Origin of the sequence: Laspinema palackyanum D2c (genome assembly GCF_025370875.1) — a bacterium.
Lineage (GTDB): Bacteria > Cyanobacteriota > Cyanobacteriia > Cyanobacteriales > Laspinemataceae > Laspinema > Laspinema palackyanum.
This window is the reverse complement of sequence record NZ_JAMXFD010000013.1, coordinates 22289-49214: the sequence shown is the minus strand read 5'-3', so window position 1 is coordinate 49214 and position 26926 is coordinate 22289. Positions and strand designations below refer to the sequence as shown.

Sequence of the window (26926 nt, the reverse complement as noted above, 5' to 3'; positions counted from 1 at the left end):
TTTTCTTCTTGAAAAATCGCATTTTTAGCAAGATTTACGCCTGTGCTCTAGGCTAAGGGCGATTCACGAATCGCCCCTACAGAAAATGGACTTGAGACAACCGGATTTGGTGTCAATTCCTCCTTCAGGTCTTTTTATTGCTTGATAGAAAATATGGGAAAATATTTCTCAGGTTTAATCCCTGATTTTGTACTGCTTAAGGCGGCAAAGGCCCCCAGTATCCATGCATACCCGCCAAAACTGTTCCACCCGTTTTTCGAGGGGTGGCAGTAGAGTGGTCGTTAAGATAGGAAATTTTATACATTGTCCCATCAAGACCCTGAATTTGTTGGGGATTCCTGCTGGGGTGGGAAGAGGCGGTAATAATGGACCCCTCAAAATTTTGGGGATTCCTATTTTTATGGGGATGACCGAGGACCCTGAACTGATGGAAATTGGAGGAAAAACTGCTTTCCCGATGGGGAGGCTAAATTGAATGGGTAAAACTTTGTTTTTGTCAACCCCCTTCGCTAATCTATTTTCTGGTAGCTTGACCTTGCTGGGATGAGGGCCAATCAAGCGGGGTGAAATTAGGGCAGGACTTCCGCATCTTGTCGGGGGTTGCCCTATCTGTGGGGGCGATTCCCGAATCGCCCCTACAGATATAGCAGAGGGAATGGGTAAGTCTGTAAAACCCGCACCCTGAAGGGTGGGGCTATACGGACGAAGCCTGTCCTGAGCTCCGTCGAAGGGCCCGCCTTCGCGGGCTAAGAGCGAAAAACGACTTGAGACAACCGGATTTGGTGTGATACGGAATCCGGTACGGATAAGTCTATAAAAACGAGCCGGGTCAAGCGGTATTTGTAGGGGCGCAATGCAATAGGCCTCCGGAGGCCTATTGCATTGCGCCCCTACAATCCGTTTTTCTAGACCTTTAAATACTGGATTTGGTGTGACTATGGTTTGTACTGCGACAGGGAATGGTGGACTGGGGGGATTGTCCTGTCCGGTACTTTCTTCTAAAAGGGGCTGATTTTGCTCAGGAGGTTCTTCTGCGGGTTCAGGGGTCTCCTGGGTAACGGGCAGGATTGTCGTTGCGGGTTTAAGAGGGGTGGGTGGGGTCTTTTGCTGGGTTTGGGTTGGGTTTAGACGGGCAGGACGGGGGTTTTCTTCTGCTGAGACATACTGAACCCACTGCTGACGCAAAATTGAACGGGCATCAGAAATCCGTTTGCGGGCGGTTGAGTAGGAAATCTGTAGGGGTTCTAGGATGGCTTGATAGGATTCGTCATTCTCATGGTAGAGAATCCAGGTTTCCCGTAACTTCGGGGATAAGCCATTTATGGAATTCTCAAAAAATTTTTCCAGTTCACTATGCATAGCATAGTGAACTGGGTTTTCTCCTTGGTTGGCCCATTCCCCTTGTGGGGCGATCGCCTGGATATCCTGAATGGCTGTTTTCTCTCTGTCGCGTTGGCGATAGATATCCATGCAGAGGTTTTTGGTGAGTCGTTTCACCCACCCTTTGAAATTATCGATCGCATTGGCGCTGGTTTTGACCTGCTGCCGCGCTTTGAGCATTGCCTGAGAAAGGACATCTTCTGCTTCCGTGGGGTTCTTCATCCAATGGAGGCAGTCACGATAAAGCTCGTCTTGATAACAAATCCATTGTTGCCAAAATTCTGAATCCTTCTGTCTATCAGGATGCAGGCAGCTTGAGGGGGTAAGTCTCTCAACGGCTGAAGTCATAGATTCTAGGAGGTACTCTAGTGGTAGTTATGAATCTGAGATGATGCAGGCGAACCCTGGAGTGGTGGTTACACTCAATGAGGTCTGTAATCTCTGGGGGTCAGCAACGAGAGTTGCTTAAAACTCATATTTCTATCCCGAGGGGGTTTGGCCTTTGGAACAAAATATGATGGAATTGTCCTCTATCTGGAGATAGATTTATCCTAACTTTTGAGCGAGAGGAATGTCAAATGCCAAGGCTCTAGTAGACCCCGCGATCCGGCGGGGGATAAATCCCCCGCCTCATAGCTAAAGTCGGTTAAAAACCGACTGGAAACCTTATATTCAAAGCATTTCAGTCGGTTTCAACCGACTTTAGCTGTTAGGCGGGGGATTTATCCCCCGCCGGTTGTTGCCCCTGGTGCTTTAGCTGTTAAGCTCTAGTAGACCCCGCGATCCGGCGGGGGATCAATCCCCCGCCTCATAGCTAAAGTCGGTTAAAAACCGACTAGAAACCTTATATTAAAAGCATTTCAGTCGGTTTCAACCGACTTGATTCTGTTAGGCGGGGGATTAATCCCCCGCCGGTTGTTGCCTCCCGCCGGGTGTTGCTTGAGACAACCGGATTTGGGATTCAACGCACTCTGAGTATTCCCCCCCCTATTCCTTTTTTACCGCGCCTTTCTTATAATGCTTCCAGCAGTCATCAGGACATCAGCCGTGCTTGCTACAGTTTGGAGTGCATCGTTAGTTGGGATTAATGCGGTCAAGGTCGGAGTCGAAATCGATGTCTCGGGGGGAATGCCGGGAATTGTTGTGGTGGGATTGCCCGATACCGCCGTGCAAGAGTCCAAGGAACGGGTGAAAGCTGCCCTGAAAAATTCCAGCTATGCTTTCCCCATGCGTCGCATCGTGATTAACTTGACCCCCGCCGATTTACGCAAGGAGGGTCCCTGTTTTGATTTACCGATCGCCATCGGGATTCTCGCCGCCTCAGAACAAGTCAGTCCCCAACTCCTAGGAGATTTTCTCTTCCTCGGTGAACTCTCCCTCGATGGCACATTACGTCCCGTTGCCGGTGTTCTTCCCATTGCTGCTGCCGCCCAGGAAATGGGAATTACTGCCTTAGTTGTTCCCGAAGGCAATGTCGGGGAAGCGGCGGTGGTGAAAGGGTTACAGGTTTATGGATGTGGGCATCTGTGCGATGCGATCGCCTTGTTGAACAACCCCAGTCAATTCAAACCCGTCACCCTCGATGGAGATGTCCCCTTTGCACCCCATCCCTTCGGGGGTTTAGACTTGCAAGATGTCAAGGGTCAAGCACATGGACGCCGCGCCTTAGAAATTGCCGCAGCAGGAGGACATAATTTAATCTTTGTCGGTCCTCCAGGTAGCGGGAAAACCATGCTGGCTAAACGGTTACCCGGTATTTTACCCCCCCTGAGTTTTGAAGAAGCTTTAGAAGTTACCCAAATTTATTCCGTAGTGGGGTTACTGAAAAATCGCGGCGCGTTAATTGGCGATCGCCCCTTTCGCAGTCCCCATCACTCCGCCTCCGGTCCCTCTCTCGTCGGCGGTGGCAGCTATCCCAAACCCGGAGAAATTTCCCTCGCTCACCGAGGCATCTTATTCCTTGATGAACTCACAGAGTTTAAACGCGATGTGCTAGAGTTCCTGCGCCAACCCTTAGAAGATGGTCGTGTCACCATTTCTCGCACGAAACAAAGTGTGGAGTTCCCCGCCCAATTTACCTTAGTTGCCAGTACCAATCCTTGTCCCTGTGGCTACTTTGGTGACCCGATCCAACCCTGTACCTGTTCACCCCGTCACCGAGAACAATATTGGGCCAAACTTTCAGGACCTCTGATGGATCGGATTGATTTGCAAGTGGCGGTGAATCGCTTAAAACCCGAAGAAATTACTCGTCAAACCACTGGCGAGGGTTCAGAACCCGTCCGAAAGCGGGTTCAGGCAGCGCGCGATCGGGCCCGAGAACGATTTAAAGCCGAACCCAATATTCGCTGCAATGCCGAAATGCAAACCGCCCAACTGCGCCAATGGTGTCCCCTGGATGACGCCACCCGCAATCTCCTGGAAGGGGCGATTCGCAAGCTGGGACTCTCGGCAAGGGCAACCGATCGCATTTTAAAGGTAGCCCGTACCATTGCGGACCTCGCTGGGGATGACCCCATTAATATCTCCCATGTGGCAGAAGCCATTCAATATAGAACCATTGATAGAATGCAGTAAATAGCATTTTTTATTGGCTATTTAAGGAGCTAACTCTCATGAAAAAGATTCTTTCTCTGGTTTTACTAGCCACCGTTGCGGTCATTGATACTTTACCGGCTCAAGCTCAAAGTTTCCAACCCCTCCAGGGGGTTGAAGCGATTGCTCAAGCCACTCCAATGGTCTCCCAAGCGGAAGAATTTGTCTCTTTACTCGCTGATGGAGAGTTTAACCAAGCTTTGCAGAAATACGATACTGTGGCTCGGGAAAATATTAACACCGCAACTTTGGAAACAACTTGGCAAGATTTAGTGGATAAATCAGGGGATTTTCAAGAAATTGTTTCTACGGAGATGGTTCCGGGTGAGGAGCAAGACGTGGTTTTGTTAACGACTCGGTTTGAACAGGATACGGTGGTGTTATTCGTTATTTTTGATGGAGAGCAACAAATCAACAGTTTCACCTATTAATAAACCGGGCGATCGCCTAACTCATTTCTGGAGTTAGAGTTGCCGGGATTGCAGAAGTCCCGTTGCAACTGCTCCCTCGGTTGAGGGAGCGATCGGTAGATTAGGGTGCATCCATCACCATGAGGTTTTGAGGTAGTAAAAGAGGCGGACTGAGGGGTTCCTGATGAGCAGTTTTTGGAATCAGGCACTCATTTCTCCTTAAACCAAAAACCCTGGGGAATGGACTGAGGAGAACTCCAGTACAACTACGGAGGAAATTGATGCTTTTTTCGAGAGGCTTCATAAAACATCATGTGAAATTCATGAAAAATTAGTGATAAAATAAAAACAGAAGAATTCAGTGGCTTTTAGAGTAAAGCCAACGGCTATGAGTCGAGTAAAAACGGGTTTAGGTTCTGACTTCCATCGCCTAGAGGCCAGGTTGATGAAAATCAAACTATTCCGCTTCGTGGCGAACGGATGGCTGGCTTTCGTCAATGTGTCTCGGGACTTTTATATGGCGCGGATGATTCTGCTCGGCGATCGCGTCCCCTCCCCCCACGGAAATCACCAGGCCCCAACCGAGGGAGTCTAACATCTTGAATCGAAAGATGGGGGTCAAGGGTAAGGAGAGTCCCTGACCCCCTGCACAATTAACTAGCAGGCGATCGCAGCCCGGGATAAAATGGGTTCCAGACCCCCGAATCCTCATTAATCTTCAGGACTCCAGGGGCCAAAATTAAGGGCGTAAAGACCCCGGAATAAAGATTGAGTGAACTACGGAAAGAATATGCAGACAGAGGGGGTAAAATGAGACAGTTGTATTCTGTGCCGGACGTTGATCGAGCGCTATACCTTGCCCGAAATGGGCGAACTGTGGACTGAGACCTATAAATTTAAAACCTGGCTCGAAGTCGAGCTGGCGGTTTGTGACGCTCAAGCCGAACTGGGTTATATTCCCGCTTCGGCAGTGGAAGAGATTAAAGCCAAGGCTAATTTTGACCCCAAGCGCATCCTCGAAATTGAGGCTGAAGTTCGCCATGACGTGATTGCCTTTTTGACCAATGTGAATGAGTATGTCGGGGAAGCCGGACGGTACATTCATTTGGGATTAACCAGTTCCGATGTGTTGGACACGGCTTTAGCATTGCAGATGGTGGCGAGTCTGGATCTGTTGCTGTCGGAATTGGAAACGGCGATCGCAGCGATTCGCTATCAAGCGCAGCAACACCGGGATACGGTGCAGATCGGGCGATCGCATGGAATTCATGCCGAACCGATTACCTTTGGGTTTAAACTGGCCGGATGGTTAGCGGAAATGTTGCGCCATCGCGATCGCCTCGTGCGGGTGCGATCGGATATTGCCGTGGGTAAAATCTCTGGTGCTGTGGGAACCTACGCCAACATCGAACCCCGGATTGAGGAGATTGCCTGTCAGAAACTCGGACTCGAACCGGATACCGCCTCCACTCAGGTGATATCCCGCGATCGCCATGCCGACTATTTGCAGCATCTGGCTCTTTTGGCAGCATCTATCGAACGCTTTGCCGTGGAAATTCGCAACCTCCAGCGCACCGATGTCCTGGAAGTGGAGGAATACTTCTCCAAAGGGCAAAAAGGCTCCTCAGCCATGCCCCATAAGCGTAACCCGATTCGGTCCGAACGCTTAACTGGGATGGCGAGAATCGTCCGGGGTCATGCCGGAACCGCGTTGGAAAATGTGGCACTGTGGCATGAACGGGATATTTCCCATAGTTCCGTCGAACGAGTGATTCTGCCCGATGCTTGCATTTTAACTCACTTTATGTTAAGGGAAATTTCAGAATTGGTGAAAAATCTCCAAGTCTATCCCGAGAACATGAAGCGGAATATGAACGTTTACGGCGGGGTAATTTTCAGTCAGCGTGTGATGCTGGCCTTAGTGGAAAAAGGCATGAATCGGGAAGCGGCGTATAAAGTCGTACAATCCTGCGCGCATCAAGCGTGGAATCAACCCGATGGGGACTTTCATGGGGCGATCGTCAAAGATGCTGCCGTCACCGAGAAACTGTCACCACAGGAAATCGAAGACTGTTTCGACCCGAAATACCAGCTAAGACACCTAGATACAGTTTACCAACGCTTAAACATTTAAAACCCGCCTCAAGGAAGCGAAGGGATGAAGGATGGAAGGGTCATTGGTTATTGGTCATCCCTCATCCTTCATCCCTCATCCCTCATCCCTCATCCTTCATCATGTCCCCTTTATAGAGGTCGCATCATGAAAGTCCGTTCCTTCCTCGCATATATTCTGGTGATGGTGGCGATCGTCTTCGCGATCGCCACCACAAGTACCGCCACCAACCCAGAACTCCCCCCCAGGGAGTCCGCAACAGAATCCCTGCGATCGCTCGCAGCAAAGCGGGACTTTTTAATTGGAACTGCCGTCAGACCCCTCCCATTAAAAAACGAGCCGATCTATCGAGAGGTCCTGGCGCGTGAATATAATATCATCATGCCCGAGCATCATCTGAAATTTGCTCCAGTGCATCCAGAGCGCGATCGCTATGATTTTAGCGTAGCCGATGAGATTGTTAATTTCGCTAAAGAACACGATATCAAGGTCATTGGTCATGCACTGGTCTGGTTTCACGCCCTCCCCAGTTGGGTTGTGGAGGGGAATTTTTCCCGGGAAGAACTCCTGTCCATTCTCCATGATCACATTCAGACGGTAGTAGGTCACTATCGGGGTCAGATTTATGCTTGGGATGTGGTTAATGAACCTGTAGAAGCCGATGGAACCTTCAGAGAAACCATCTGGTATAAAACCATTGGACCGGAATATATTGACATAGCCTTGCGTTGGGCTCATGAAGCCGATCCCGATGCGCTCCTCTATATTAATGACTATGGGGAAGGACTCAACTCTAAATCGGATTCCTTTTATCTGTTAGCAAAATCACTCCAGGAACGCGGCGCACCCCTCGATGCGATCGGTTTCCAAACCCACATCGGCTTTTTATCTGCAAAAGACTCCCAAGAAGTGGCTGAGAATATGAAGCGCTATGCCGAATTGGGTTTAGATGTAATGTTTACGGAGATGGATGTGCCGATTAATCAGTTTAGCGGCACTGAAGAGGAGCAATTAGCCGCACAAGGTGAAATGTACCGGGATTTTCTAAATATTTGCCTAGAGGCATCGAACTGTAAAGCGATGCTGACATGGGGATTTACCGATCGCTATACTTGGTTGACCGGGTTTACGGGAGGGAAAGCCCCATTAATTTTCGACGAGTCCTATCGTCCTAAACCCGCCTATTCTGCTATGTGGGAAGAATTGAAAGGGAAATAATGCACCTTCGGCTCTTAAAGTAAGCCAATTATGAGCGGTAAAGCCTTATCTTGAGGAAGTGCGAATTTTTGAGAAACTATTGACGATTTTGTTTAGGTATTTCCATAAAAAAAGTTCTGCCTTAGAAGTTTTGCCGAATTGGAAAAGCCAACCTTAATAAGGGGGATTGAGGGGATATCTCCTAGAAGATTTGATTTTTTGGAGTTCCCTTAGTTGGGTGTAATACGGAATTCGGTTGTGATAGGTCTTTAAAAACGAGTAGGCCCTTCGACTCCCCCTTCGACGGAGCTGCGGGACAGGCTTCGACTGGCTCAGGACAGGCTTCGCCCAGCTCAGAGTTCAGGAGGCATTGCCCACCTGCACAGAAAGATAAGGAAAGGTGGGCAGTGCCTCCTGAGCTTGTCGAAGGGCCTACTTTTAACTACAAGAGTAAAATAGGTTTTTTACAACCGGATTTGGGTATAAATCTTCCAAAGATAAAACCCACATCCTTGAAGGTGTGGGTTTTATACGAATAAGCTATTTGCGCTGTAGAGTGTGAGAAGAACATCAATCCCATGTCTTCGAGTGAGGGAAGCGCAGCCTGTGCGGATTGCACTGACATCGGGCGCAAGCTAAAGCTAAACTTGCTGAATCGGCGGTTTACACCGATAGTTTTGCGGCCTCTGCTGTTTCTGTAAGTAACAACTGCCGCCACTGGCGGATAATTTGCTGTAAGAGCCCCTGTTCCGGAGTGACCCAGGTGGCGATCGCCTCGGACTCCAGAGTATCCAGGGCCACCGTTGCTCTAGCTAAGGTAGCCAATCGTTTTATCGGGTCCGGCTGTTCAGAATTGCTAGAGATTAAAGCCCCTATTTCTCCCAGACGGGCGATCGCATTCAGGACCTCCGGTCGAATCACCCCAGCTACCGGCATCCGCGAGTCGACTTCCCCCTCATAGAAAGCAGCCAGTTCCGATTCTTGGAGAGTCTGTAAGGCAATCGGGAAGTCAGAAAGGTTATCCACCGATGACAATGCCGCCAAGGTTGTCAAGGATTCCAGAATTTCTACACCCCCCGGATACTCTCGGAGACTCAGGAGGTTCTGTTTATACGCGGTCCAATCCCACCCCGACTGATTGACGGACTCGGAATTGAGCAAGTGGTACAGCAAAGCCGAGAACCGAGTTAAGGGGGTTTGACGATGCGATCGCCTTACCCAAGTTAGAACCCGCACCCAACTTTCCGAGACCTGATTCAACCAATCACTGCCACCGTTGACCGATTGCAACCCCAGTTCTCCCAATAACACTTGTCGGCGTTCCGGGACTCCTCGCCAATCTTCGGGACTGACGGGAGACCAGAGATAGGCCCTTAAATCCGGGTCGCGGGCGATCGCATACAGCAGATGTAGGGGGTTCGGGGTGGAATGTAAATAGCGAGATAAAGCACTCAAGGCAACGGAACGCTGAAAGGGATTGCGGCAGACTTCCGCAATCCGGTGTAACCCTGTCTTTTCATCCCGTTGCAACTGCTGTATCAAAGCGTTATGACTGTTCGGCAGTGGCAATACTAGCAACTCATCCCAGAAAACGGGATGTCCATCGCCGCGTCGGTTAGGTTTGAGTGCAGCAATCAACTCAATCGGATAAAACAAGAGGCGCAAGGACCCGATCGCCACCAACAGGTTGAAGAAAACTCCGATTTCAATCCCTCGGGCAACTAACGCCACAAACCGACCTCGGGAGGCAATTTGAGCCTCTTTGAGGACATTGGCATCAAAGGCACCGATCGCCATTGCCAGGACTAGAATCAACCCCACACCGGCAAACAGACCCACGGCTGTGCGACCGGCTAGAGCAAAGGCCATAAACCAAAGCGTCCCTAGAAAAATGGCAAACCCCACGGTGAGGAAGGGGGTATCAATGGCGATCGCCCCGAAGGTCTGTTGATAGGGGGGATTGATTCTCATCAAATCATTCAAAATAAACAGACCCGTGAACGCGAAACCCCCAAATAGCGCCAGTCCCAAGGCCGCCAACACACTACCGGCCAGTCCAAAGACCATAAAACTACAGGTGAGAACTAAGGCCGAGGCGAGTACAATCCAGATCCACAGGAAAACGCCCCCGATTACAAACCCGAGAGTGGTCCAAAAGAGAGTGCGTTGGACTGCTTTGAGAGGAATTTCTTCCCCCGAAGTGAGATCCCAGACTTTCGGGAGGCGATCGCCTGCACCGGAGATCACCCGTTGTCCATCGGGGGTCACCGCCACGGATCTCACCCACTCTTGATGTCCAACCAGGGTATGTACCAGAGTACCTTCTTGGAGGTTCCAGACTTTGAGGGTATGGTCAGAAGAAGCCGAAATCACTTCCTGTCCGTCCGGGGTAATCGCTAATCCATTAATCCACCCCTGATGTCCCGTTAAGTCATACCGGAGGGTTCCGTTATTTAGGGTCCAGACCTTGACAGTTCCATCGGCACCCCCGGAAATCACCTGTTGTCCATCTGGGGTGACGGCAATGGTAGTGACTCCTCCAGAATGTGCCGTCAAGTTATGCACTTCTGTTCCGGATGACCGGGCCCACACCTTGACCGAACCATCCAGACTAGCAGAAATCACCTGTTCTCCATTAGGGGTGAGGGCGACCGCTTTAACCCCGGTGGTATGACCGCTTAAGGTTTGCAGGAGAGTTCCCTGTTCCAGGTTCCAAATTTTCACCGTTCCATCTCCCGATCCAGAGATGGCCTGGGTTCCGTCTGGGGTGAGGGTTAGACTATTTACAGGTCCGGTGTGACCCTCCAAAATATGCAGTTTTTTTCCGGACTCGATATTCCAGACGACCAAGGTATTGTCCGCTGAGGCGGAAATTGCTAATGTTTGGTCTGGGGTGACCGCGAGATCTTCAATCCAGCGACGGTGGTTTTGGAGACTCTGGAGGCGATCGCCGCTTTTGATGTCCCAAATATTAACCGCGCGGTCTCCCCCGCCTGAAATAACCCGGTCTCCTGAGAGTAATGCCACGGCGTTAATTCCGTTGCGATTACCCGGTACGGTTTGCAACAATGCACCTCTATCCAGATCCCATACTTTTAATCTACTGTTCTCAGTAAAGTCTCTCCCGGAGGCGGAAATCCCTTGGGTATTGGAAAGGGCCAGGACAGAATTAATGGATCCGGTATGACCTTGATTCACCGCAATGGTATAGAGGAAAAAGGTGAAGGCCAGTAGGAACAAACATTTCACCACCGAGGCGATCGCCATCAGATATAGGTTTCGATATCCCGGGACCTTAAAACTCCCCCGGAATTTACTCCATCCGCTTTGTCGATACAAATCAGGCGCAGCTTTGTACAAATAGCTTCGCAGTACACTGGGACGAAAAAACACCCAGTAGGCCAGCAGACCATAATGATAGGGATTTAAAGGATTGAGAGAATCGGGTCGTTCCCCTCGATCCAGTGGGAAGATGGGCATGATGATTTTACCGTAGGGGTCAGTTTTACGCAGAAACTGTCAAGTGCTTTATCGGTCTGTTCACAGTATTCCTTTTCCGCTGATCCTCGGGATCGGGGTTTGGTTAAATTTTATGAAGCAACTATAGCCAGTCTCTAAGGAATGGGACAATTCCTCACGGGAGTGGGAGCCACTTCTTCCCGACTGCTGCAAATCATCGCCAGATGCTCCCCCAGATTAATTTTATGGGGCGCATGATTTAGACTGGCTCTATCATTTTCATCCCTTACCGCACCGTTCACTGGACTTTTTTTATCAAAAAAAAATTAGACACTCTTTAACAAAAACTAGATTTAATAAAGGTATCAAACCTGATTAGGGTCTATAAAGTTCCCCGATTTGCCTATTTTAAAAGCAACCTTACCCTTACTCTTTATAATTTTTTTCTGATTTAACTCAGAATTTATCGCAATATTCATTATTCAATTTGGAACACCAACCCAGGAAAAACCGCATGAAAATTAATTACATCCTTTTTTTATTCTCAGTTGCATTAGGGTTAATCATCACCCTCGGACCCGGGCAACGAGCAGAATCCGTAAGGATTTTCGCTGAATTGAAGTCCAAAGAAGGGGAACTGCAAAATCCATCCCTTGTCGTGCAGAAAATTTCAGAAAACCCTCAGATTGAGGGAGAGAACTTAGTAGATATCCAAGAGATTAATCCAAACATTACCCTTGATATTCGCTATGCCACTGCCAATAATTTCTTGAATGTCAAACTCTACTCTGTCCCTCGATGTCTTCTGCGAACTAGCGTCGCCCAAAAGTTATCTAGGGTTCAAGAGCAATTGCAACCAATGGGACTGGGGTTAAAAGTATTTGATTGCTATAGACCCCTCTCAGTCACCCGGAAAATGTGGGAAGTTTTGCCGGATCCGCGCTATGTTGCCAATCCCGCCAGGGGGTCGCGCCATAATCGCGGTGCAGCGGTAGATTTAACCCTAATTGATGCAATGGGCAATGAATTAGAAATGCCCACAGATTTTGATGATTTTAGCGATCGCGCGGCCCGAGATTACCCAGGCACCGATGTCAGCCCTCAAGCCCGCCAAAATAGTCAGTTACTAGAAAGAGTGATGACTCAACAGGGTTTTATTCCTCTGATTACCGAATGGTGGCATTTTGATGCAGAAAACTGGCAAGACTATCCCCTTTTGGATATTTCTTTAGAGGAAATCAATGGGGGTTAGGTTTACTTGACTTCGACGACAAAATCATAGGTAAACCCTCGAAAATTGGAGTCTAAAACGATGAGATAATCCCCGGTTGTGGGGAGAGTGCCACTCCATTTTTCCAGGCCCGTATAGTGACCCCCCCCGGTGAGGTCAGTTCGCTGATAGGGGTCATTGGGGATAAAAACAAATGGCAACGGGCCTTCTGAAACGGAGAGGGTTAAGGTTTGACCGGCAGATGCCTTGAGCAGATATTCATGACTTCCTCCGCCAATAATCCGCCCTTTGACCCGGGCAGAGGTGCCCTTGGGGGAGAAATTAATCCGTTCTGTGATTTCAGAACAAGAACTTTCGGTGATACTTTTAGAAATCCAACCCTCCACTGGATTGTTAATTTTAAACCAGCCATTTTGTTCTTCCGTAACGGTGATATAAGTTCCATTACTCAGGGTCCCTAAAAGATTCGTGGCGGTCACTTCTGGACTGGAACGCACGTTAGCTGGGGGGTTGGGATCGGAGACAATGGCCGTCGTAATTTTGCAATTGTTTTGGGAGGGAGTAATCATAATGGGTTTTGGAGTAGGGGATTGGGGGGATTGGGGGGATTGGGGGGATTGGGGGGATTGGGGGGATGGGGGAGATGGGGGAGATGGGTTGGGGACTTGAGTGACTTGAGGGCGTGATTGAGGGGATTGGGACGCGAAATAGGCTCCGGCGAGTGCTGCGCCGATCGCGCCTACAGCCAAGACAATGATAAACGGTGTGTTCCCTTGCATAACGTTTATGGCATCTTAGCAAAAATAGAACTACGCACCCAGTCTAAACGGGAAAAGGGGTAGGGCCTTTTGTAGATTGATATGAACCCGGGAGAATGGCCCATTCTTCCATCAGGAACGAGTGCATCCGGAGGGCTGACCCCTAGACCCTGCTATCCGGGCACATTCGTTCCCGCACTGCGTAAGTCGCTTCCCGAGGGCTGTGATTGTGCCGCTGTTTGAGCGTTGACCCGATTCAGTTCGCGGATCCGACGAGAGAGCAAACGGATGATATTGATGGCAATTCCGGGGGTTTCATCAATGGCATCGTAGAGTTGCTGCTGAGTCAAGACTAGACACTCGCACGATTCCAGCGTGGTGACAGAAGCTGAACGGGGTTCAGCATCGAACAATGACATTTCGCCAAAACAGGTCCCCTGTTCTAATTTAGCGAGGTCTCGATTGCCAATGTGAACGCGGACCTTACCAGAAACGACGATATAGAGCGATCGCCCCTCCTGTCCTTCTGTGAAGATGGTATGCTTTGCCGGGAAAGATAGCTCATCCATCACGGAAGCCAGACGCACGAGAAAGTCATCCCGAAGTTCCTTAAAAATCGGAACGGCCCTGACAAACAATAATCGGTCAACACTGGTGAGCATCTTAAGGCAGTAAACCGTAAAAAATAAAGCCTAAAAAGTAATCAGGAGTAAAAAGGCAAAAACAAAAATTTTCCTTTTATCTTTTTACTTTTACCGTACTTTAGGTCGCTTCCAACCCGGGGATACCTGGATAATTGGGAAAACCCTGGGGGCCTCCGGCAGTGGATGAGGCGGCACTCGGTGAATCCGCAATGCCCAATTCCGCCATCATTTCCTCGACTTGAGAGGCAACGAGGCGATCGCGATCGTTTTTCATCCGGGGCAACAGTTCGACGAGGGCGCGAGGAGAGGCCACTTTCAGGTAGGCTAACACAGCTTCGCGCACAAAACTTTTCGGATGGTTCAAACAGGCCAGGGTTTGTTCCCCTGTCAAACTCCAGCGAGAAGCCCGCGCTAGGTGAAAACAACAAGCCAGGGGCCACTCGGAAATAAAGTGGCGTAGGTCCACCAAGCGCCGGAGGCGATCGCTCGGAGAGAGGGATTCGATCGCAATTAATTCCGCGAGACTCTGGAGTTTTTCCTCATCCGCACGGCGATCGAGAATACTCAGCAAAATCCGCTTACTCGGAATATCCAAAGTATTATCCAAAATTTCCAACCCTCGCGCCATATTTGTGCGTACACCGGACTTTAAATTAAAAGCCGCAGCTTGAATCGACCCGAGGGGATAGAGAAACTTCATCAGTAAAAACAAGCGGTCCACGGAATCGGAAATCACATCCCGCAAAGCACGGCGCAGCAGATTCGCTTCCCGTCCCCCGGTTTCTTCCGGATTGAGTCCGATGAGGGCCTGATAAATTTGACCCATCAACATCAATTCTTGGTCGATTAACATTTCCACCCCACTGCGACCAATCCGATCTAAAACCCCTTCAATTCCGCCTTCCTTGGGAATTTTTAACAGAATGCGGAGGATGTTGCGTCGGGTGGTCCCCCAACTGGTGACCAGATGATTCACCAACACATTCAGGGATTCCAGGGTGCCAATCTGACCGATCGCCGTCCAAGCGTGCATCCGGACTAAATCGGGCTTATGAATATCTTCAGCCAGGGCCACGAGGCGATCGAGAATTTCATTCTCCAAGCGCACCAAAGCCCGCATCGCTGACTCCCGGGTTGATTTATAGTAAAGTCCCCGCAACAGCGAGGGATAATACTCTTCTAAATGAGTCGATGCAATCACCTCCAACAGGGCGCAACGGACTCGCAAAGACTCATCCTGGAGCAGATTGGGGATAAACAGTCGTAACCCTTGCAAATAATCCGCTTCTCCCAAAGCTCGACAACCCATCACCCGTTCCCGTTCCTGTTTGTGGGTCAACATATGGCGCAGGGCGTTGGTCGCTTCGGCTTTTTGTTCGCGGTTGCCTCGACGCATGATGGAGGAGGCGGCAGTCCCGCGAACCACCGGGTCTACATCGGCACGCAGATAGGGGCGCAATTGCTCGATATCCAATTCCGGTTCCGTTAGCCAGATATAGCGCAACGCCAAAGCTAAGACTTCGGGGGTAACAGATTGGTTGAGCAGGGTTCGCAGATGGGGGGTGTAAGTCGGATTCGGATGGTTGAGCATCACCTCCAGACTTTGACGTTGCAAATTGGGGGGAAGATTGGGCAGGAGGGGGGCAAGGGCTTCGCCAACGTGCTCGGGGTCAATTTGGGTGAGCAATTCGATACAGGAGCGTTTATCGTCTTCGTTGCCTTTCTGTTCGAGGGTTTCTACCACGGTGCGCTTTAACGCTCGCATATCCACATCGGAAACCCCCAGGCGTCCGCGTTCGGCACTGGAGACTAATAAGCCGAGATAGCGCGATCGCAGGATCCAGACGATGAAAAACCAGCCTAACCCCATCAGGACTACGGACACCAAGAAAACCGTGCCTTGATATCCCAAAATCTCTTGGGGGGTCGCCTCCGGAAAGATCATCCGGCACACCCAAATCGCGGCTAAAATTGCCACGCCGGTTACCCCGACTGCCAGGGGTTCGGCGATGCCATTCACCATCGATTGAATGTTACTGCGAATGCTATCGGGGAGGGGTTGGAAAAAGACGGGACCGGTGCCTTCGATTAGGGTGTATTTGAGGAGTTCTTCAATAAATTTTAGGGAAACCAGCCCCCAAAAGAAGGGCAGGATCGGGGTCAGGGAAAAGGCGCTGAGTAACACCACCGCAGCGGGTAAGAGGGTGGCAGCAGCAAAGACCCCGAATCGTTCCACAATCCGGCTGGAGGCAAACCACTGCATCACCAGTTCAAAGAGTCCCAGGATGCCGTTAAAGACGCCGAGGAAGCTGGCAATCCCGATCGCCAAATCTTGTCCTGCGGGGTTTTGCTGTTCTAATTCACTTAAAAATAGGAAGTCAACGACGAGATGTAAGGCTTCGGCGAGGATAAAAAATCCAAACAGGGGAATCACATAGCCTTTTAGAGGGCCGCCCAGTCGGCGATTGGTGAAATCCGGTTCATTTTCGAGGGTGCTGGTCCGGGGAGCATCGGGAAAGGCTTGTTTGTAGGTTCGACTTAGGTAAAATAGCAAAAATGCCCCTAACAGCATCATCACGCAGGAGGCTACGAGGACGTTATTCAGTCCCACGACCCTCAGCAGTGCGGGGAGGGAAAACCCACTAATCACATCGGCGAGTAAAATACCGCTACTGATGAGGGGATAGGTGCGTTTAATCTCGCGGATGTTAAAGAGTTGGTTGGCGGCGATGGAGGTGTTGAGGTCATTCAGGGCAAAAATGGCTTCCAACCACAGGCGCATCAGGAAAATTGTGACGGCAGCGGCGATCGCAATATTTAAGGCAACCCGAAAAAAGAGTAAGGGGATCGCCATCAGGATCGCCACGGATACAATCACCTGGCGCAGGGGGAGGAACCGTTGCATCCAGGAGTACATGATTCCTAGGAAGGACCCTAAACCCGCCCCGGCGACATAAATCCAGGGCAAAGATTCCGCCCCATATTCGTTCAAGAACAGACCCACCGTACTTGCTTCTAACCACAACATCCCGACTGAGGTGACGGTATAGAATGCAAACATCAGCCAGGTGCGCTCTCCTTCCTCGGGACGGAGATTTAACCACTGTAGCAATGCGGTTGCTAACCTACCCTTAGCGGCAAACCGCTGTTCTTTTAGTTCCATGCAGCGTTGATTTCCCGTGTTGTAGAGTTTCCCTGAATGCCGGTTCTCTTCATCTACTATTCTTCTGGTATTTAGAATGCCCTACCCTGATTGTTCTGGCATGAAAAGCCCAGTCGATCGCTGATTATCCTTTGCCCTGGTCCTCAACGGGTTCTCGTTAATCGTTGAGGACTGGGGCTTGCTTTGGCTTCCACGGGTTAATTCGCTTATGCCTAGCTTCTGTACCGTTACCTCGCCCACTCAATCGCTGGCAGGATTCATTTGAGTTTTTCTTCCTTCTGATTACCATAATCTGTAGTATTTTTCAATTGCTCTGGCTCGGTGATGCCTGAAGGAAGGTAACAGGGTTTTGGCGCGGGTTGAGAAGGGTTCAGAAGGATGAGTCGGCTTAGGATCAGAGCTTGGTTTGAGGGTGGCAAACAAGTCTTGCGCCGATCGAGGCGATCGGCGCTGGATGAGGATACCTCAGTTCTTGTCAGTCCCAGTTCACCCCTCAAGGGGAAGGGCAATCTAATTCCCTTTCCAGGGTTTAAGAGCGCTTGATTTGAGGGTTCAAATCCTAACAGCCAGGGCTGATGGTTATCTTATCGCTTTATGGGGGTCGTCACCCCCGATCGCCTGATTTCCCCCGCTGATTTTTCTCGGCACGATTTTTTGGGGGGAAATCTTCAGTGGGTTGTGTTCAGTCCCTGTGGGCGAAAAGCCTGTACTGCCTTCTCTCGTTCAGTCTGGCTTTTCACCCACTCATAAGACCCCAGAGGCGATCGCCTCTGTTTTCTATCCCCAGGCAAATCATGAGGGCGCTGTGGACTTTGACTTTAAGTCCCTGCACCCTCATGATTTGTTGGACTACTTTTCCCTACTTTTTGGGAGAGAGCAACATCATCATACTACGCCCTTCTTTTTTAGGGGCTTGCTGCACTTCGGCGACTTCTTCGAGGTCCGTTGCCATGCGCTTGAGTAATTCCTCAGCCAGGTCCGTATGTTGAATTTCCCGCCCTCGGAAGGTAATCGTCGCTTTTACCTTATCTCCCACTTTCAGAAAGCGCTGGGCTTGATTGAGACGCACGTTATAGTCGTGTTCTTCAATCTTGTAGCGCATCTTGACTTCTTTGACTTCAGCGGTATGCTGCTTTTTCTTAGCTTCCCGCGCTTTTTTCTCTTGCTCAAACTTATATTTGCCGTAGTCCATGATTCGGCAAACTGGGGGATCGGCTTTATCGCTGACTAACACCAAGTCGAGGTCTTTTTCTTCAGCGATTCGCATCGCCTCTTGAGGCGTTAGAATCCCAAGCTGGCTGCCGTCTGTGTCAATGGCTCGAATTTGAGGAAATCGGATTCTTTCATTAATTTGAGGTAAATCCCGATTTCTTCTTTTTTCAGTCACAGGCATTCTGGAAGAAGATGATGGAAGCAAGTCGTTCACAGAGTAAGTTTTCTAAAAGTTTAGTTGACACTGATACATTTACGCGACAAAAGTCCGGCTATTGCTGGACCTTGCCGCGATGGCACTATCACCCTTTAAGGTGACAGAGGCGGTATCCCGCAAAGCTTTTAGAAAGATTCTAAAAGCGCTTGATGGTTTAAGGTCGATGAGCATTATTAGACTGGGACCCTCTTAGACTCAAGAATCCACACGAACCTCGGCAACCAAGCGAGGAAGTCTCAAAGGTAGGGCGGAAAAATCTTGATAGAGGGCGCTCCTTGGCGGATCCATTTTCAACTCTTGTCGGATATTATACCCGATTATCCACAGATGCCCAGCAAATATAGGATTAAATCCTTGCTCTGACGGGGGTCGGCTGAAGACTATGAGATTCTTTAAGACTAACTTAAAAGGCATTGTCAAAGTACCTTTACAGGCTCAAAACAACAACCTGTACGAAAGGTCTTGCAATTGAGCTTACTTTTTGAGAGGGAAATCAGCTTTCAGAATCTATCACTGTTGTCAGTTGGGTACGCTCAACAATTTACGGAGTGCTTGTTTAACCGCCTACTGCAATCATACAGTAGACGAGTTAAAGCAGGAGTTTCACTCGGATTGGATTGTTTCAACGCGCAAATAGTTATTCTTCCGGCTTTCTTGATTATAACTGCATTTTGACGGGGAATAAATGGAATAGCATCGCCTGGGGTCCGGGTTCTTTAAAGAACTTCGGCTTCTAGGCATACCGTATTTTCAGGTGAATGGATGGAGAGCGGCGATCGGCTTGATGGTCCTGGATCGGGCATCGAGAATAAGCCCCTCGGGGTGGAAGTCAACTCCTTACAGGCTACCCAGATTGATGTCGTTACCCAAACCTCCAGTCCGTTGTTGCTTGCTCCAACCACAAGTTATATCCCATTTTAAGGATGATGCTAAGGGTGGCTAATTCACTAAAGATGAGTTCCTACTTGTCATTTTACTCAGTCTTAATGAATTTTTGAGGAATCTTCATCTAACTTAAGATATAACTTGGGGCTTCGCCCGTTTGGATTTTGAGAGAAAACGGGTAAAAGCGAGTCTCTATCCCTTCAAGCATAACAGGAAATCTGCCATTCGACGGTATCATAGATTGCTTTGACCGGATAAATCCCACGGCCCCGATCGCGAACAAAGGGGCGGGTCTCCAGGGATTTGGCTGTGGTGAAACTTCCCGGTTAGTCAGGGATTGAAGTGGATCCGGTGATTCTATCCTCCGAGGGAGAATTTTCCGGGGTGGAGGGAACCTATTGCCCTAGGGGACACTTCGGGTATTGTAACAAGGCAGGGCACAACGGCTCCCTGGCTACCGGAGTAGAAACGCTCCCTGGCTTGTGTTGACAGTGGGCGTTGGTTCGGTACGGGAGGATATAGATCCCCGGGGTGAAGTTCCCCTCAAAACTAGACTCGAACAAGGGTGGCGATCGCCCAGGGGACAGTTAACGAACCACAACATCAACTCGGTTTTGATCCGCCTCCCTTGCTTCACAATACAACTATGCCCAGAGGCATTTACCACTCACCCGACGGTTAAAATAGCGCATTATGAAGACTTCACTCCTACTCAAAACGGCTGCGATCGCCACGGCAACTCTCTCGGCTTTGACTCTTGGCACTCAAGCGATCGCCTCGGTGTTCGGACAACAAAGCGTTGATCAAAGCCGCTTCATTGCGGTTGCCCAATCTTTTAGCGGAGGTGTCGCTCCCCCCCTCTTAATCATTGAGCAAGTCTCCAATTCTCGTGAATGTTGGAGCGAAAGTGGCAGCAACCCCGTTCGCGTCGATCCCCTGTTAGTCAATTTTGACTTTACCGGGATTTGCGGTCGCAGTACGGATAGCAATGGCTATTCTATCCGAGTGGGCGGTGAAGATATCGGGATGCAGTACAGCTTGCGGATTGTACAGCGCAATGGAGACCTGGTACTGATCGGGGTCAATACGTTTGAACGTCGGGAAATGGAAATTGGACGCACGAACGGGATCGCCAATGGGTTTAATAAAATTGTTCTCAATCCCGGATGGCAGTTTGCCAAGCGCACCTACAATGGACAGACTTTGGGTCACGTCTATCTGGCCAACACCCAATCTTTAACGGCCCTGGCTAAACCGATGGGTTCATCGGGCACTACTTCTCCTCCTCCAGTGGTGACGACTCCCCCCCCAGTTAATGTCTCCTTTGCAGATACGCGATCGGATATCTATGCTCAAGAAATCGAGCAAGCGGTGGCCCTCGGTTTCGTGTCCGGTTTCCGGGAAGATAATACGTTCCGCCCCCAAGTGGCCCTGACTCGCGAACAGTTGGTCTCAATGGTCATCGAGTCGTTGAAAAACGTTCCGGGTGCCAATATCAATATTCCCACCACGACTTCCTCTCGCCCCTATTTTGACGTAGAGGCGTCGCGATGGAGCGCTCCTAAAATTCAATGGGCCCGAGATAATAACATTATTAGTGGTTATCAAGATCAGAGTTTCCGTCCAGCTCAAACCGTGACCCGGGCTGAAATGATGGCGGTGTTACGTCGCGCTGCTGAATATGGGAATACTCTGCGGGGTCGCGGGACTACCCTCAACGCTACCCGAACACCTACGAATTTCTCAGATACCCAAAATCACTGGGCCGCTTCTCTGATTTCCGATATGTCGAGTTATTGTCAGGTTGCTTCTCCGTTAAATGAGTCCGGAACTCAGTTTTTCCCCAACTCTCCGACGTTGCGAAATTATGCCGCAGCAGCAACGGTCCGGATGGTTAATTGTGTCAGACAGTAAGGTAAGGGGTAAAACTTCCGAGTATGCTGTTGAGTTGACTGGATGTTTTCCGGAATAAACTTCATAAAAACTGACAACAAGAATTGTCAGTTTTTTTGTATCTATTCAGATAGGGATCATGTACAAACAGGCCATTGGGAGGGGATAGAGAGGGGCTTTAGCCACTGACTTCTCGAAAATCGCTTACAATCAGTGGCAGGAAACATTTTAAAACTGTTGTTACTAAAGCCATGCAGCACATTAACCGCCACCGGGCTTTTCCAAGCTTTCTGTCTCGAATTCGAGAACGCGATCGCCTCGAACTCGCTGAGTCGGCATCCCTGATTGGTTCGGCTGTGGGATCCGTTGTGGCGGGATTGTCTGGACAGGTTTTATTTGCCGCCACTCCGATTACTCTGGCATTGTGGTTGAATCACCTGAATCGCAGTCGGTTTGGGGAGCAAATGCGGACTGAACACCAAGGGGCGATCGCTGATATGCATCAAGTCGTCACAGCGGTTCACAGTAGTGTCCAAGCGTTGCCTAAATCGGAACGTATTCAGGATGTGGAAAATACGTTGATGCGTCTTTCTGAGGCGATCGCCACTTTGCAGCAACCGGGCGATCGGACCCATTCCGGTAACCCCAATGATGAAGAAATCCAGCACGAATTTGCGATCGTCCGTCGCGGCGTCATGCGCCTGAGAGATGTCACCGAAACCCGCTTCACCGAACTCCAAGAAACCCTAAACAGCGAAGTCCAAACCCTCCGCCAAGAGTTAGCATCTCCCCCTTCCGTTCCCTCCCCTGAACTGACCAACATTAAAGCCGAATTACTCACCCTCGCGCAAAGTTTAGCCGACATTCAAACTCAGTTCCAAGCGTTAACAAGTCCAGTGACCCCCGACGATACTGCCATTCAAACCCAGCTTGATGAACTGCAAAGCCAAATTGTCAAACTGCAACAGCAAAATCGCGAAGTAGTCAAACCTTATCTCAAACATCTCAACCGCGCCATTCAAAAGTTAGAAGCCGAAGAGTAGCCTTAAGGGGGGTCTCTAAATCTGCAATGGGTTGGCTCACTATTTGCACCCAACCCATCCCCCATAAATTCAAAAGGGACAAAGGTTAATTTTTGTTACTGAGTCCCCTCCTATGCCGTTAAACCGAATCTATTCTGCTAATCTATGGCTAGTCTTGCGTGCCCTATTAACCAAACCTAGATAACAGACTATCAAATTCTTTGATCATCCCTAGTATTATTTAAAAATCATGTCTCAACACCAGCAGTTAATTATTAAGAACTTTGGACCAATTGCCGAGGTGAAGATTGAAGTTAAAAATATTTTGATTTTTATTGGCTCACAAGCAAGCGGCAAAAGTACAATTAGTAAAGCCATATTTTTCTTTAAATCCTTACGAGATGAATTAATCCAGTATTTTTCTCAAGCTTACACTCAGGATTATTTTACCCCTGTCGTCACTCCTTTTGGTAAACAGGCAAAAAATCTATTTATCAAAACCTATGGTTCTGTTTTGCAATTTCCTGATATGGAACTTAATTACCAATACGGGAATGGCATGGAGGTTACTGTTAAACTATCTTCAGATCATAAGTTTACCACGATTAGTTTTAATAACTATTTCCAGAAAAATTTGCTCAACTTGTTGATTTAATTAAAAGAAATAAAACTGAACTACAACATAACTCACTGGATTTATTCGGTTTAGAAATGAGTATGATTAAAGCTAAAGAATCTGCTCTGTTTCAAAATATTAATGATGAAATTAATAAACTTTTCAATGAGGAAAGTTATTTTCTGTTTTTGCCTGCTGGTCGAAGTTTGATTCCTATATTATCTCAGCAACTTGACCGAATTAATAGAGGTGACCGAATTGATAGACTTGACCGAATTGATAGACTTGACCTAGGTAATGAATTCTCTGAGGGGAAGGGTTTAATTAAACTAGACTATTTGATGGAAACATTTCTAAATGTTATTGATGGAACCCAAAAAAGTCTCAGCCAAACTTCTCTATCGCAATTAATTCAAGAAAAAAGTTCAGAAAGTAAAAATCCTGAACTTTCGTCGGTGATTTCCTTGGCTCAAGATTTAGTCAATTCCATCCTAAAAGGCTCTTACCGCTATCAAAATGGGAATGAATGGATTGATGTTGGAACTCAAAACAGCACTTTGATTAACTTTGCTTCCTCGGGACAACAAGAAGTGGTTTGGATTTTATTACTGATCCAGCTTTTGATTTTAAATCAACGTCCAGTCTTTCTAGTCATAGAAGAACCTGAAGCGCATTTGTTTCCCGTGGCTCAAAAGTAAATGATTGATTTAATCGCACTCTTGGCCAATCAAACCCACAATCAAGTTCTGTTAACTACCCATAGTCCCTATATTCTCTCATCTTTCAATAATCTGCTTTATGCTTATAACGTAGGTTCACGCCAACCGGAACAAGTCGAGCGAGTTGTTAATCGCCATTTGTGGCTCGATCCGAATCGGCTAGATGCTTACATCTTAGAAGAGGGCAAAGCTCGTTCTATCTTTGATGCAGAGATGGGATCGATTGAATCAGCCGAAATAGATAAGGCTTCAGAGATTATTGTCAATACTTTTAATCAACTCTTTGAGCTTGAGGATGAAGCATGAACTGTACTTGCCAAGAGTTTGAGACCCATTATCCCCACTGTACAACTTGCTCTGACGGTAAGATAATTACAGCACAAGAGAATAAGCGAAAATATATTCTCAACAATCCATCCAAACAACGGGTCTGCAAAGTTACAGTAGATGACTGTGTAATTACTAGCCAAGACCAATGTAAATGTGACTACTTATTCATCGTTTGCAGTCGAGAGCAAGTGGAAGATAAAAGTTGCCAGTCTTCTGAGTAACTTTACTTTATTGAATTAAAAGGGAAGGACTTCATCCATGCCGTCGAACAGCTAACTGAGACTATCGAACATTTTAAACCACCAATTAATCAGGTTCAAGTCTTTGGGCGAGTCGTGTTGAGTAAATCTCCTCCAGTTAAGAATATCGAGACTACTACTAGGGTGCGCCGACTCAGAGAATTGTTAAGAAAATATCAGGGTAATTTTGACTATGGGACTCGACCGTATGAAAAGGATTGTATTTAAAAAATTAGGTTTTTAAAGATGAAGCGGCAACTCAGTCAAGAGGTCACCCGATCGCCAATCGTGGGACCCTCTGCCATCAACCGGAGAAACAACAGAGATTCTGCCTGGTAGCATCATCATACTTCTGCTTTAATCGAGAGTGTTGATTCAAGCAGAACTATGACGACTCCATCCACTCCCCCTGCAATTCCTTCCCAGACTTGGCAGCGTCCCATTGGTTTAGATTGGGACAAACCCTATACCGTTCGCTATGGCAGTAATCTCGATGATGGTCCCTGGCATGGAATGCCCCTCGGGGGGTTTGGGGCCGGTTGTATAGGCCGATCGCCCCGTGGTGACTTCAATCTCTGGCATCTCGACGGGGGTGAACATACCTTCCAATCCCTTCCCGCCTGTCAATTCAGCATTTTTGAAGAAACCCAAGGCCAGCGCCAAACTTACGCACTTTGTACCCAACCTCCCTCTGATGGCAGTCTAAATTCCTGGCAATGGTATCCCGCAGCGACTGAGGAAAATCCTACCGGAACTTACCATGCGTTGTATCCTCGGAGTTGGTTTGTCTATCAAAATGTGTTTAAAGCACAACTCACTTGTGAGCAATTTTCCCCGATTCTGCCGGGAAAATACCAAGAATGTAGCTATCCCCTGGCAATTTTTGAATGGACTGCCTATAATCCCACCGATGAACCGATTACCCTGAGTATTCTGCTGACTTGGGAAAATGTGGTGGGTTGGTTTACCAATGCCATCAAATCTCCTACAGTAAAAGTGCGAGATGATGGGTCTCCAGAGTATGAATATCAATCCAAATGGGGGAAAAGTCAGGGCAATTCTAACCGTTATATTGAAGACTTCCATCGGATTGGTTGTGTGATGGCAGGAGGTCATTTGGCAGAGGTTCCCGAAGAAGGGGAGGGAGAAATGGCGATCGCCACCGCTACCAATCCCTTTCTCGACACCTTCAAGCATACACGCTGGAATCCCACCGGCAGTGGCAAAGAAGTCTGGCAACAGTTTTCTCAGGATGGTTCCTTACTCGATTCCACCGATGAAACCCCCGCCACTAAGGGAGAACGGATTGGAGTCGCCTTAGCAGTTCGCTTCACCATTCGACCCGGAAAAACCCGCAAAATTCCCTTTATTCTCGCTTGGGATTTTCCCGTTACTGAATTCGCTGCCGGAGTCTGGGAATATCGCCGTTACACCGACTTTTTCGGGCGTCATGGCAAAAATTCCTGGTCCATGATTCGCACGGCACTCAAGCATTCGGATATGTGGCGTGAGAATATCATCACCTGGCAACAATCGATATTAGACCGGGAGGATTTGTCCGACTCGGTGAAAATGGCGCTATTTAATGAATTGTATATTCTCACCGATGGGGGAACATTATGGACCGCCCAGGATGCAGAAGAACCTCGGGGTAAATTTGCGGTTCTCGAATGTATCGATTATCGTTGGTATGAAAGCTTGGATGTGCGGTTGTACGGGTCTTTTGCCCTGTTGATGTTGTGGCCGGAATTGGAAAAATCGGTGATGCGCGGGTTTGCCCGGGCGATTCCTACGGGAGATGATACTCCTCGGGTGATTGGGTATAATCAAGCAGCAGCAGTTCGCAAAGTGACCGATGCGACGCCTCATGATTTGGGTGCACCGAATGAACATCCTTGGGTGAAAACGAATTATACCAGTTATCAGGATTGTAATTTGTGGAAGGATTTACCCTGTGATTTTGCCTTGCTGGTGTATCGGGATTTTCTGTTGACCGGGGGAGATGATTATGAGTTTTTGTGGGATTGTTGGCCCTCAATGGTGCAGGCGATCGCCTATTTAAAAACCTTTGATAAAGATGGGGATGGGATTCCCGAAAATGGCGGTGCACCTGATCAGACGTTCGATGATTGGCCAATGCGTGGGGTGAGTGCCTATTGTGGCGGGTTGTGGATGGCGGCATTACAAGCGGCGATCGCAGTCGGTGAGGTTATTTTAAAGAATCCCCCCCATTCCGGCGTGTTCACCGATACGATTTATGAACAGAAGCGATCGCAATTACTGGAACCGGCAACCATTCAAGCAATCCTGACTACCTATCAAGATTGGTTGGAACAAGCACGCACCTTGTATCAAAAAAAACTCTGGAATGGCACTTATTATCGCCTCGACAGTGAAAGCGGTTCAGAGGTGGTGATGGCGGATCAGCTTTGTGGTCAATTTTATGCACGGTTATTAGGGTTAGCGGATATTGTCCCGAGTGAATGCGCTGAATCGGCCTTAAAAACAGTCTATGAATCTTGTTTTTTGAAGTTTCATAACGGTGAATTTGGGGCAGCCAATGGCGTATTAATTGATGGTTCCCCGGTGAATCCGAATGCGACTCATCCGTTAGAAGTATGGACCGGAATTAATTTCGGATTGGCGGCATTTATGTTACAAATGGGGATGGGAGATGAAGGGTTTAAATTAACCGAAACCGTCATTAAGCAAGTCTATGAAAATGGGTTGCAGTTCCGGACTCCGGAAGCAATTACAGCAGTGGGAACCTTTCGGGCCTCTCATTATTTACGGGCGATGGCAATTTGGGCCGTTTATGGGGTTTTGACTGGGTTTAAATAGGT

Annotated in this window: 20 protein-coding genes; 12 read left to right on the top strand and 8 right to left on the bottom strand. The window is 48.6% G+C overall.

Going from position 1 to position 26926, the window contains the following annotated elements:
* Nucleotides 1-174: 174 nt before the first annotated feature.
* The gene (locus NG795_RS15970) at nt 175-1728 is read right to left on the bottom strand and encodes an RNA polymerase sigma factor (RefSeq protein ID WP_367289648.1); all 1554 of its coding nucleotides are present in this window, start codon (nt 1726-1728) and stop codon (nt 175-177) included.
* A gap of 699 nt (nt 1729-2427) precedes the next feature.
* Between NG795_RS15970 and NG795_RS15965 the strand changes: the two genes are divergently transcribed.
* Together NG795_RS15965 and NG795_RS15960 are read left to right on the top strand one after the other, a co-directional pair.
* Entirely contained in the window at nt 2428-3957 is a 1530-nt protein-coding gene (locus tag NG795_RS15965; protein ID WP_367289647.1) for a YifB family Mg chelatase-like AAA ATPase, read from the top strand.
* Nucleotides 3958-3995: 38 nt separating this feature from the next.
* A complete protein-coding gene (locus NG795_RS15960) occupies nt 3996-4406 on the top strand; it encodes a DUF3887 domain-containing protein (RefSeq protein WP_367289646.1) in 411 nt (136 codons plus the stop codon).
* Here the strand turns inward: NG795_RS15960 and NG795_RS15955 are convergent.
* The gene (locus NG795_RS15955; protein WP_367289645.1) at nt 4403-4594 is read right to left on the bottom strand and encodes a hypothetical protein; all 192 of its coding nucleotides are present in this window, start codon (nt 4592-4594) and stop codon (nt 4403-4405) included. The two genes, NG795_RS15960 and NG795_RS15955, sit on opposite strands and share 4 nt — an antisense overlap.
* A gap of 179 nt (nt 4595-4773) precedes the next feature.
* On the opposite strand from NG795_RS15955, the gene NG795_RS15950 reads away from it, so the two are divergent.
* The 3 genes from NG795_RS15950 (at nt 4774) to NG795_RS15940 (ending at nt 7716) form a co-directional block, all read left to right on the top strand.
* Nucleotides 4774-4980: a hypothetical protein gene (locus tag NG795_RS15950; RefSeq protein WP_367289644.1), complete on the top strand. Its 207-nt coding sequence runs from the start codon at nt 4774-4776 to the stop codon at nt 4978-4980.
* Between the two features lie 243 nt (nt 4981-5223).
* Nucleotides 5224-6519 carry an adenylosuccinate lyase gene (purB, locus tag NG795_RS15945; RefSeq protein ID WP_367289643.1) on the top strand — a complete coding sequence of 432 codons (1296 nt, stop codon included), beginning with the start codon at nt 5224-5226 and terminating at the stop codon, nt 6517-6519.
* A gap of 126 nt (nt 6520-6645) precedes the next feature.
* Nucleotides 6646-7716 (top strand): endo-1,4-beta-xylanase, encoded by a 1071-nt coding sequence (locus NG795_RS15940; protein WP_367289642.1) that lies wholly within the window; start codon nt 6646-6648, stop codon nt 7714-7716.
* A gap of 642 nt (nt 7717-8358) precedes the next feature.
* On the opposite strand, the gene NG795_RS15935 is transcribed toward NG795_RS15940, so the two are convergent.
* A complete protein-coding gene (locus NG795_RS15935; protein WP_367289641.1) occupies nt 8359-11175 on the bottom strand; it encodes a WD40 repeat domain-containing protein in 2817 nt (938 codons plus the stop codon).
* A gap of 134 nt (nt 11176-11309) precedes the next feature.
* Nucleotides 11310-11456, bottom strand: a complete 147-nt coding sequence (locus tag NG795_RS15930) for a hypothetical protein (RefSeq protein WP_367289640.1) — start codon at nt 11454-11456, stop codon at nt 11310-11312.
* A gap of 212 nt (nt 11457-11668) precedes the next feature.
* On the opposite strand from NG795_RS15930, the gene NG795_RS15925 reads away from it, so the two are divergent.
* A complete protein-coding gene (locus NG795_RS15925; RefSeq protein ID WP_367289639.1) occupies nt 11669-12406 on the top strand; it encodes a M15 family metallopeptidase in 738 nt (245 codons plus the stop codon).
* A gap of 2 nt (nt 12407-12408) precedes the next feature.
* Here NG795_RS15925 and NG795_RS15920 read toward each other — a convergent pair whose 3' ends face one another.
* From NG795_RS15920 to infC, 4 genes are all read right to left on the bottom strand, one after another.
* Complete coding sequence (locus NG795_RS15920; RefSeq protein WP_367289638.1) at nt 12409-13164, bottom strand: SH3 domain-containing protein; 756 nt, start codon at nt 13162-13164, stop codon at nt 12409-12411.
* A gap of 152 nt (nt 13165-13316) precedes the next feature.
* On the bottom strand, nt 13317-13805 hold the full coding sequence (locus NG795_RS15915) for a Crp/Fnr family transcriptional regulator (protein ID WP_015146734.1): 489 nt from the start codon (nt 13803-13805) through the stop codon (nt 13317-13319).
* Between the two features lie 100 nt (nt 13806-13905).
* Nucleotides 13906-16950, bottom strand: a complete 3045-nt coding sequence (locus NG795_RS15910; RefSeq protein ID WP_367289637.1) for an MFS transporter — start codon at nt 16948-16950, stop codon at nt 13906-13908.
* 859 nt (nt 16951-17809) lie between these two features.
* Complete coding sequence (gene infC, locus NG795_RS15905) at nt 17810-18343, bottom strand: translation initiation factor IF-3 (RefSeq protein WP_261201822.1); 534 nt, start codon at nt 18341-18343, stop codon at nt 17810-17812.
* Between the two features lie 1614 nt (nt 18344-19957).
* Between infC and NG795_RS15900 the strand changes: the two genes are divergently transcribed.
* The 6 genes from NG795_RS15900 (at nt 19958) to NG795_RS15875 (ending at nt 26924) form a co-directional block, all read left to right on the top strand.
* Nucleotides 19958-21178: a DUF3747 domain-containing protein gene (locus NG795_RS15900; protein WP_367289636.1), complete on the top strand. Its 1221-nt coding sequence runs from the start codon at nt 19958-19960 to the stop codon at nt 21176-21178.
* Between the two features lie 230 nt (nt 21179-21408).
* Complete coding sequence (locus NG795_RS15895; protein WP_367289635.1) at nt 21409-22200, top strand: hypothetical protein; 792 nt, start codon at nt 21409-21411, stop codon at nt 22198-22200.
* A gap of 229 nt (nt 22201-22429) precedes the next feature.
* Nucleotides 22430-22834, top strand: coding sequence for an AAA family ATPase (locus NG795_RS15890; protein WP_367289634.1), 405 nt, complete (start codon nt 22430-22432; stop codon nt 22832-22834).
* A 62-nt stretch (nt 22835-22896) separates the two neighbouring features.
* Entirely contained in the window at nt 22897-23493 is a 597-nt protein-coding gene (locus NG795_RS15885; RefSeq protein ID WP_367289633.1) for an AAA family ATPase, read from the top strand.
* A complete protein-coding gene (locus NG795_RS15880; RefSeq protein WP_367289632.1) occupies nt 23494-23820 on the top strand; it encodes a hypothetical protein in 327 nt (108 codons plus the stop codon).
* A gap of 650 nt (nt 23821-24470) precedes the next feature.
* Complete coding sequence (locus tag NG795_RS15875) at nt 24471-26924, top strand: GH116 family glycosyl hydrolase (RefSeq protein ID WP_367289631.1); 2454 nt, start codon at nt 24471-24473, stop codon at nt 26922-26924.
* Nucleotides 26925-26926 lie beyond the last annotated feature (2 nt).

Excerpts from the sequence above, each read along its gene's own strand:
- NG795_RS15970 (WP_367289648.1), bottom strand. The coding sequence starts at position 1,728 with ATGACTTCAGCCGTTGAGAGACTTACCCCCTCAAGCTGCCTGCATCCT.
- NG795_RS15960 (WP_367289646.1), top strand. The coding sequence starts at position 3,996 with ATGAAAAAGATTCTTTCTCTGGTTTTACTAGCCACCGTTGCGGTCATT.
- NG795_RS15950 (WP_367289644.1), top strand. The coding sequence starts at position 4,774 with ATGAGTCGAGTAAAAACGGGTTTAGGTTCTGACTTCCATCGCCTAGAG.
- NG795_RS15940 (WP_367289642.1), top strand. The coding sequence starts at position 6,646 with ATGAAAGTCCGTTCCTTCCTCGCATATATTCTGGTGATGGTGGCGATC.
- NG795_RS15935 (WP_367289641.1), bottom strand. The coding sequence starts at position 11,175 with ATGCCCATCTTCCCACTGGATCGAGGGGAACGACCCGATTCTCTCAAT.
- NG795_RS15925 (WP_367289639.1), top strand. The coding sequence starts at position 11,669 with ATGAAAATTAATTACATCCTTTTTTTATTCTCAGTTGCATTAGGGTTA.
- NG795_RS15920 (WP_367289638.1), bottom strand. The coding sequence starts at position 13,164 with ATGCAAGGGAACACACCGTTTATCATTGTCTTGGCTGTAGGCGCGATC.
- NG795_RS15915 (WP_015146734.1), bottom strand. The coding sequence starts at position 13,805 with ATGCTCACCAGTGTTGACCGATTATTGTTTGTCAGGGCCGTTCCGATT.
- NG795_RS15910 (WP_367289637.1), bottom strand. The coding sequence starts at position 16,950 with ATGGAACTAAAAGAACAGCGGTTTGCCGCTAAGGGTAGGTTAGCAACC.
- infC (WP_261201822.1), bottom strand. The coding sequence starts at position 18,343 with ATGCCTGTGACTGAAAAAAGAAGAAATCGGGATTTACCTCAAATTAAT.
- NG795_RS15900 (WP_367289636.1), top strand. The coding sequence starts at position 19,958 with ATGAAGACTTCACTCCTACTCAAAACGGCTGCGATCGCCACGGCAACT.
- NG795_RS15895 (WP_367289635.1), top strand. The coding sequence starts at position 21,409 with ATGCAGCACATTAACCGCCACCGGGCTTTTCCAAGCTTTCTGTCTCGA.
- NG795_RS15890 (WP_367289634.1), top strand. The coding sequence starts at position 22,430 with ATGTCTCAACACCAGCAGTTAATTATTAAGAACTTTGGACCAATTGCC.
- NG795_RS15885 (WP_367289633.1), top strand. The coding sequence starts at position 22,897 with ATGATTAAAGCTAAAGAATCTGCTCTGTTTCAAAATATTAATGATGAA.
- NG795_RS15880 (WP_367289632.1), top strand. The coding sequence starts at position 23,494 with ATGATTGATTTAATCGCACTCTTGGCCAATCAAACCCACAATCAAGTT.
- NG795_RS15875 (WP_367289631.1), top strand. The coding sequence starts at position 24,471 with ATGACGACTCCATCCACTCCCCCTGCAATTCCTTCCCAGACTTGGCAG.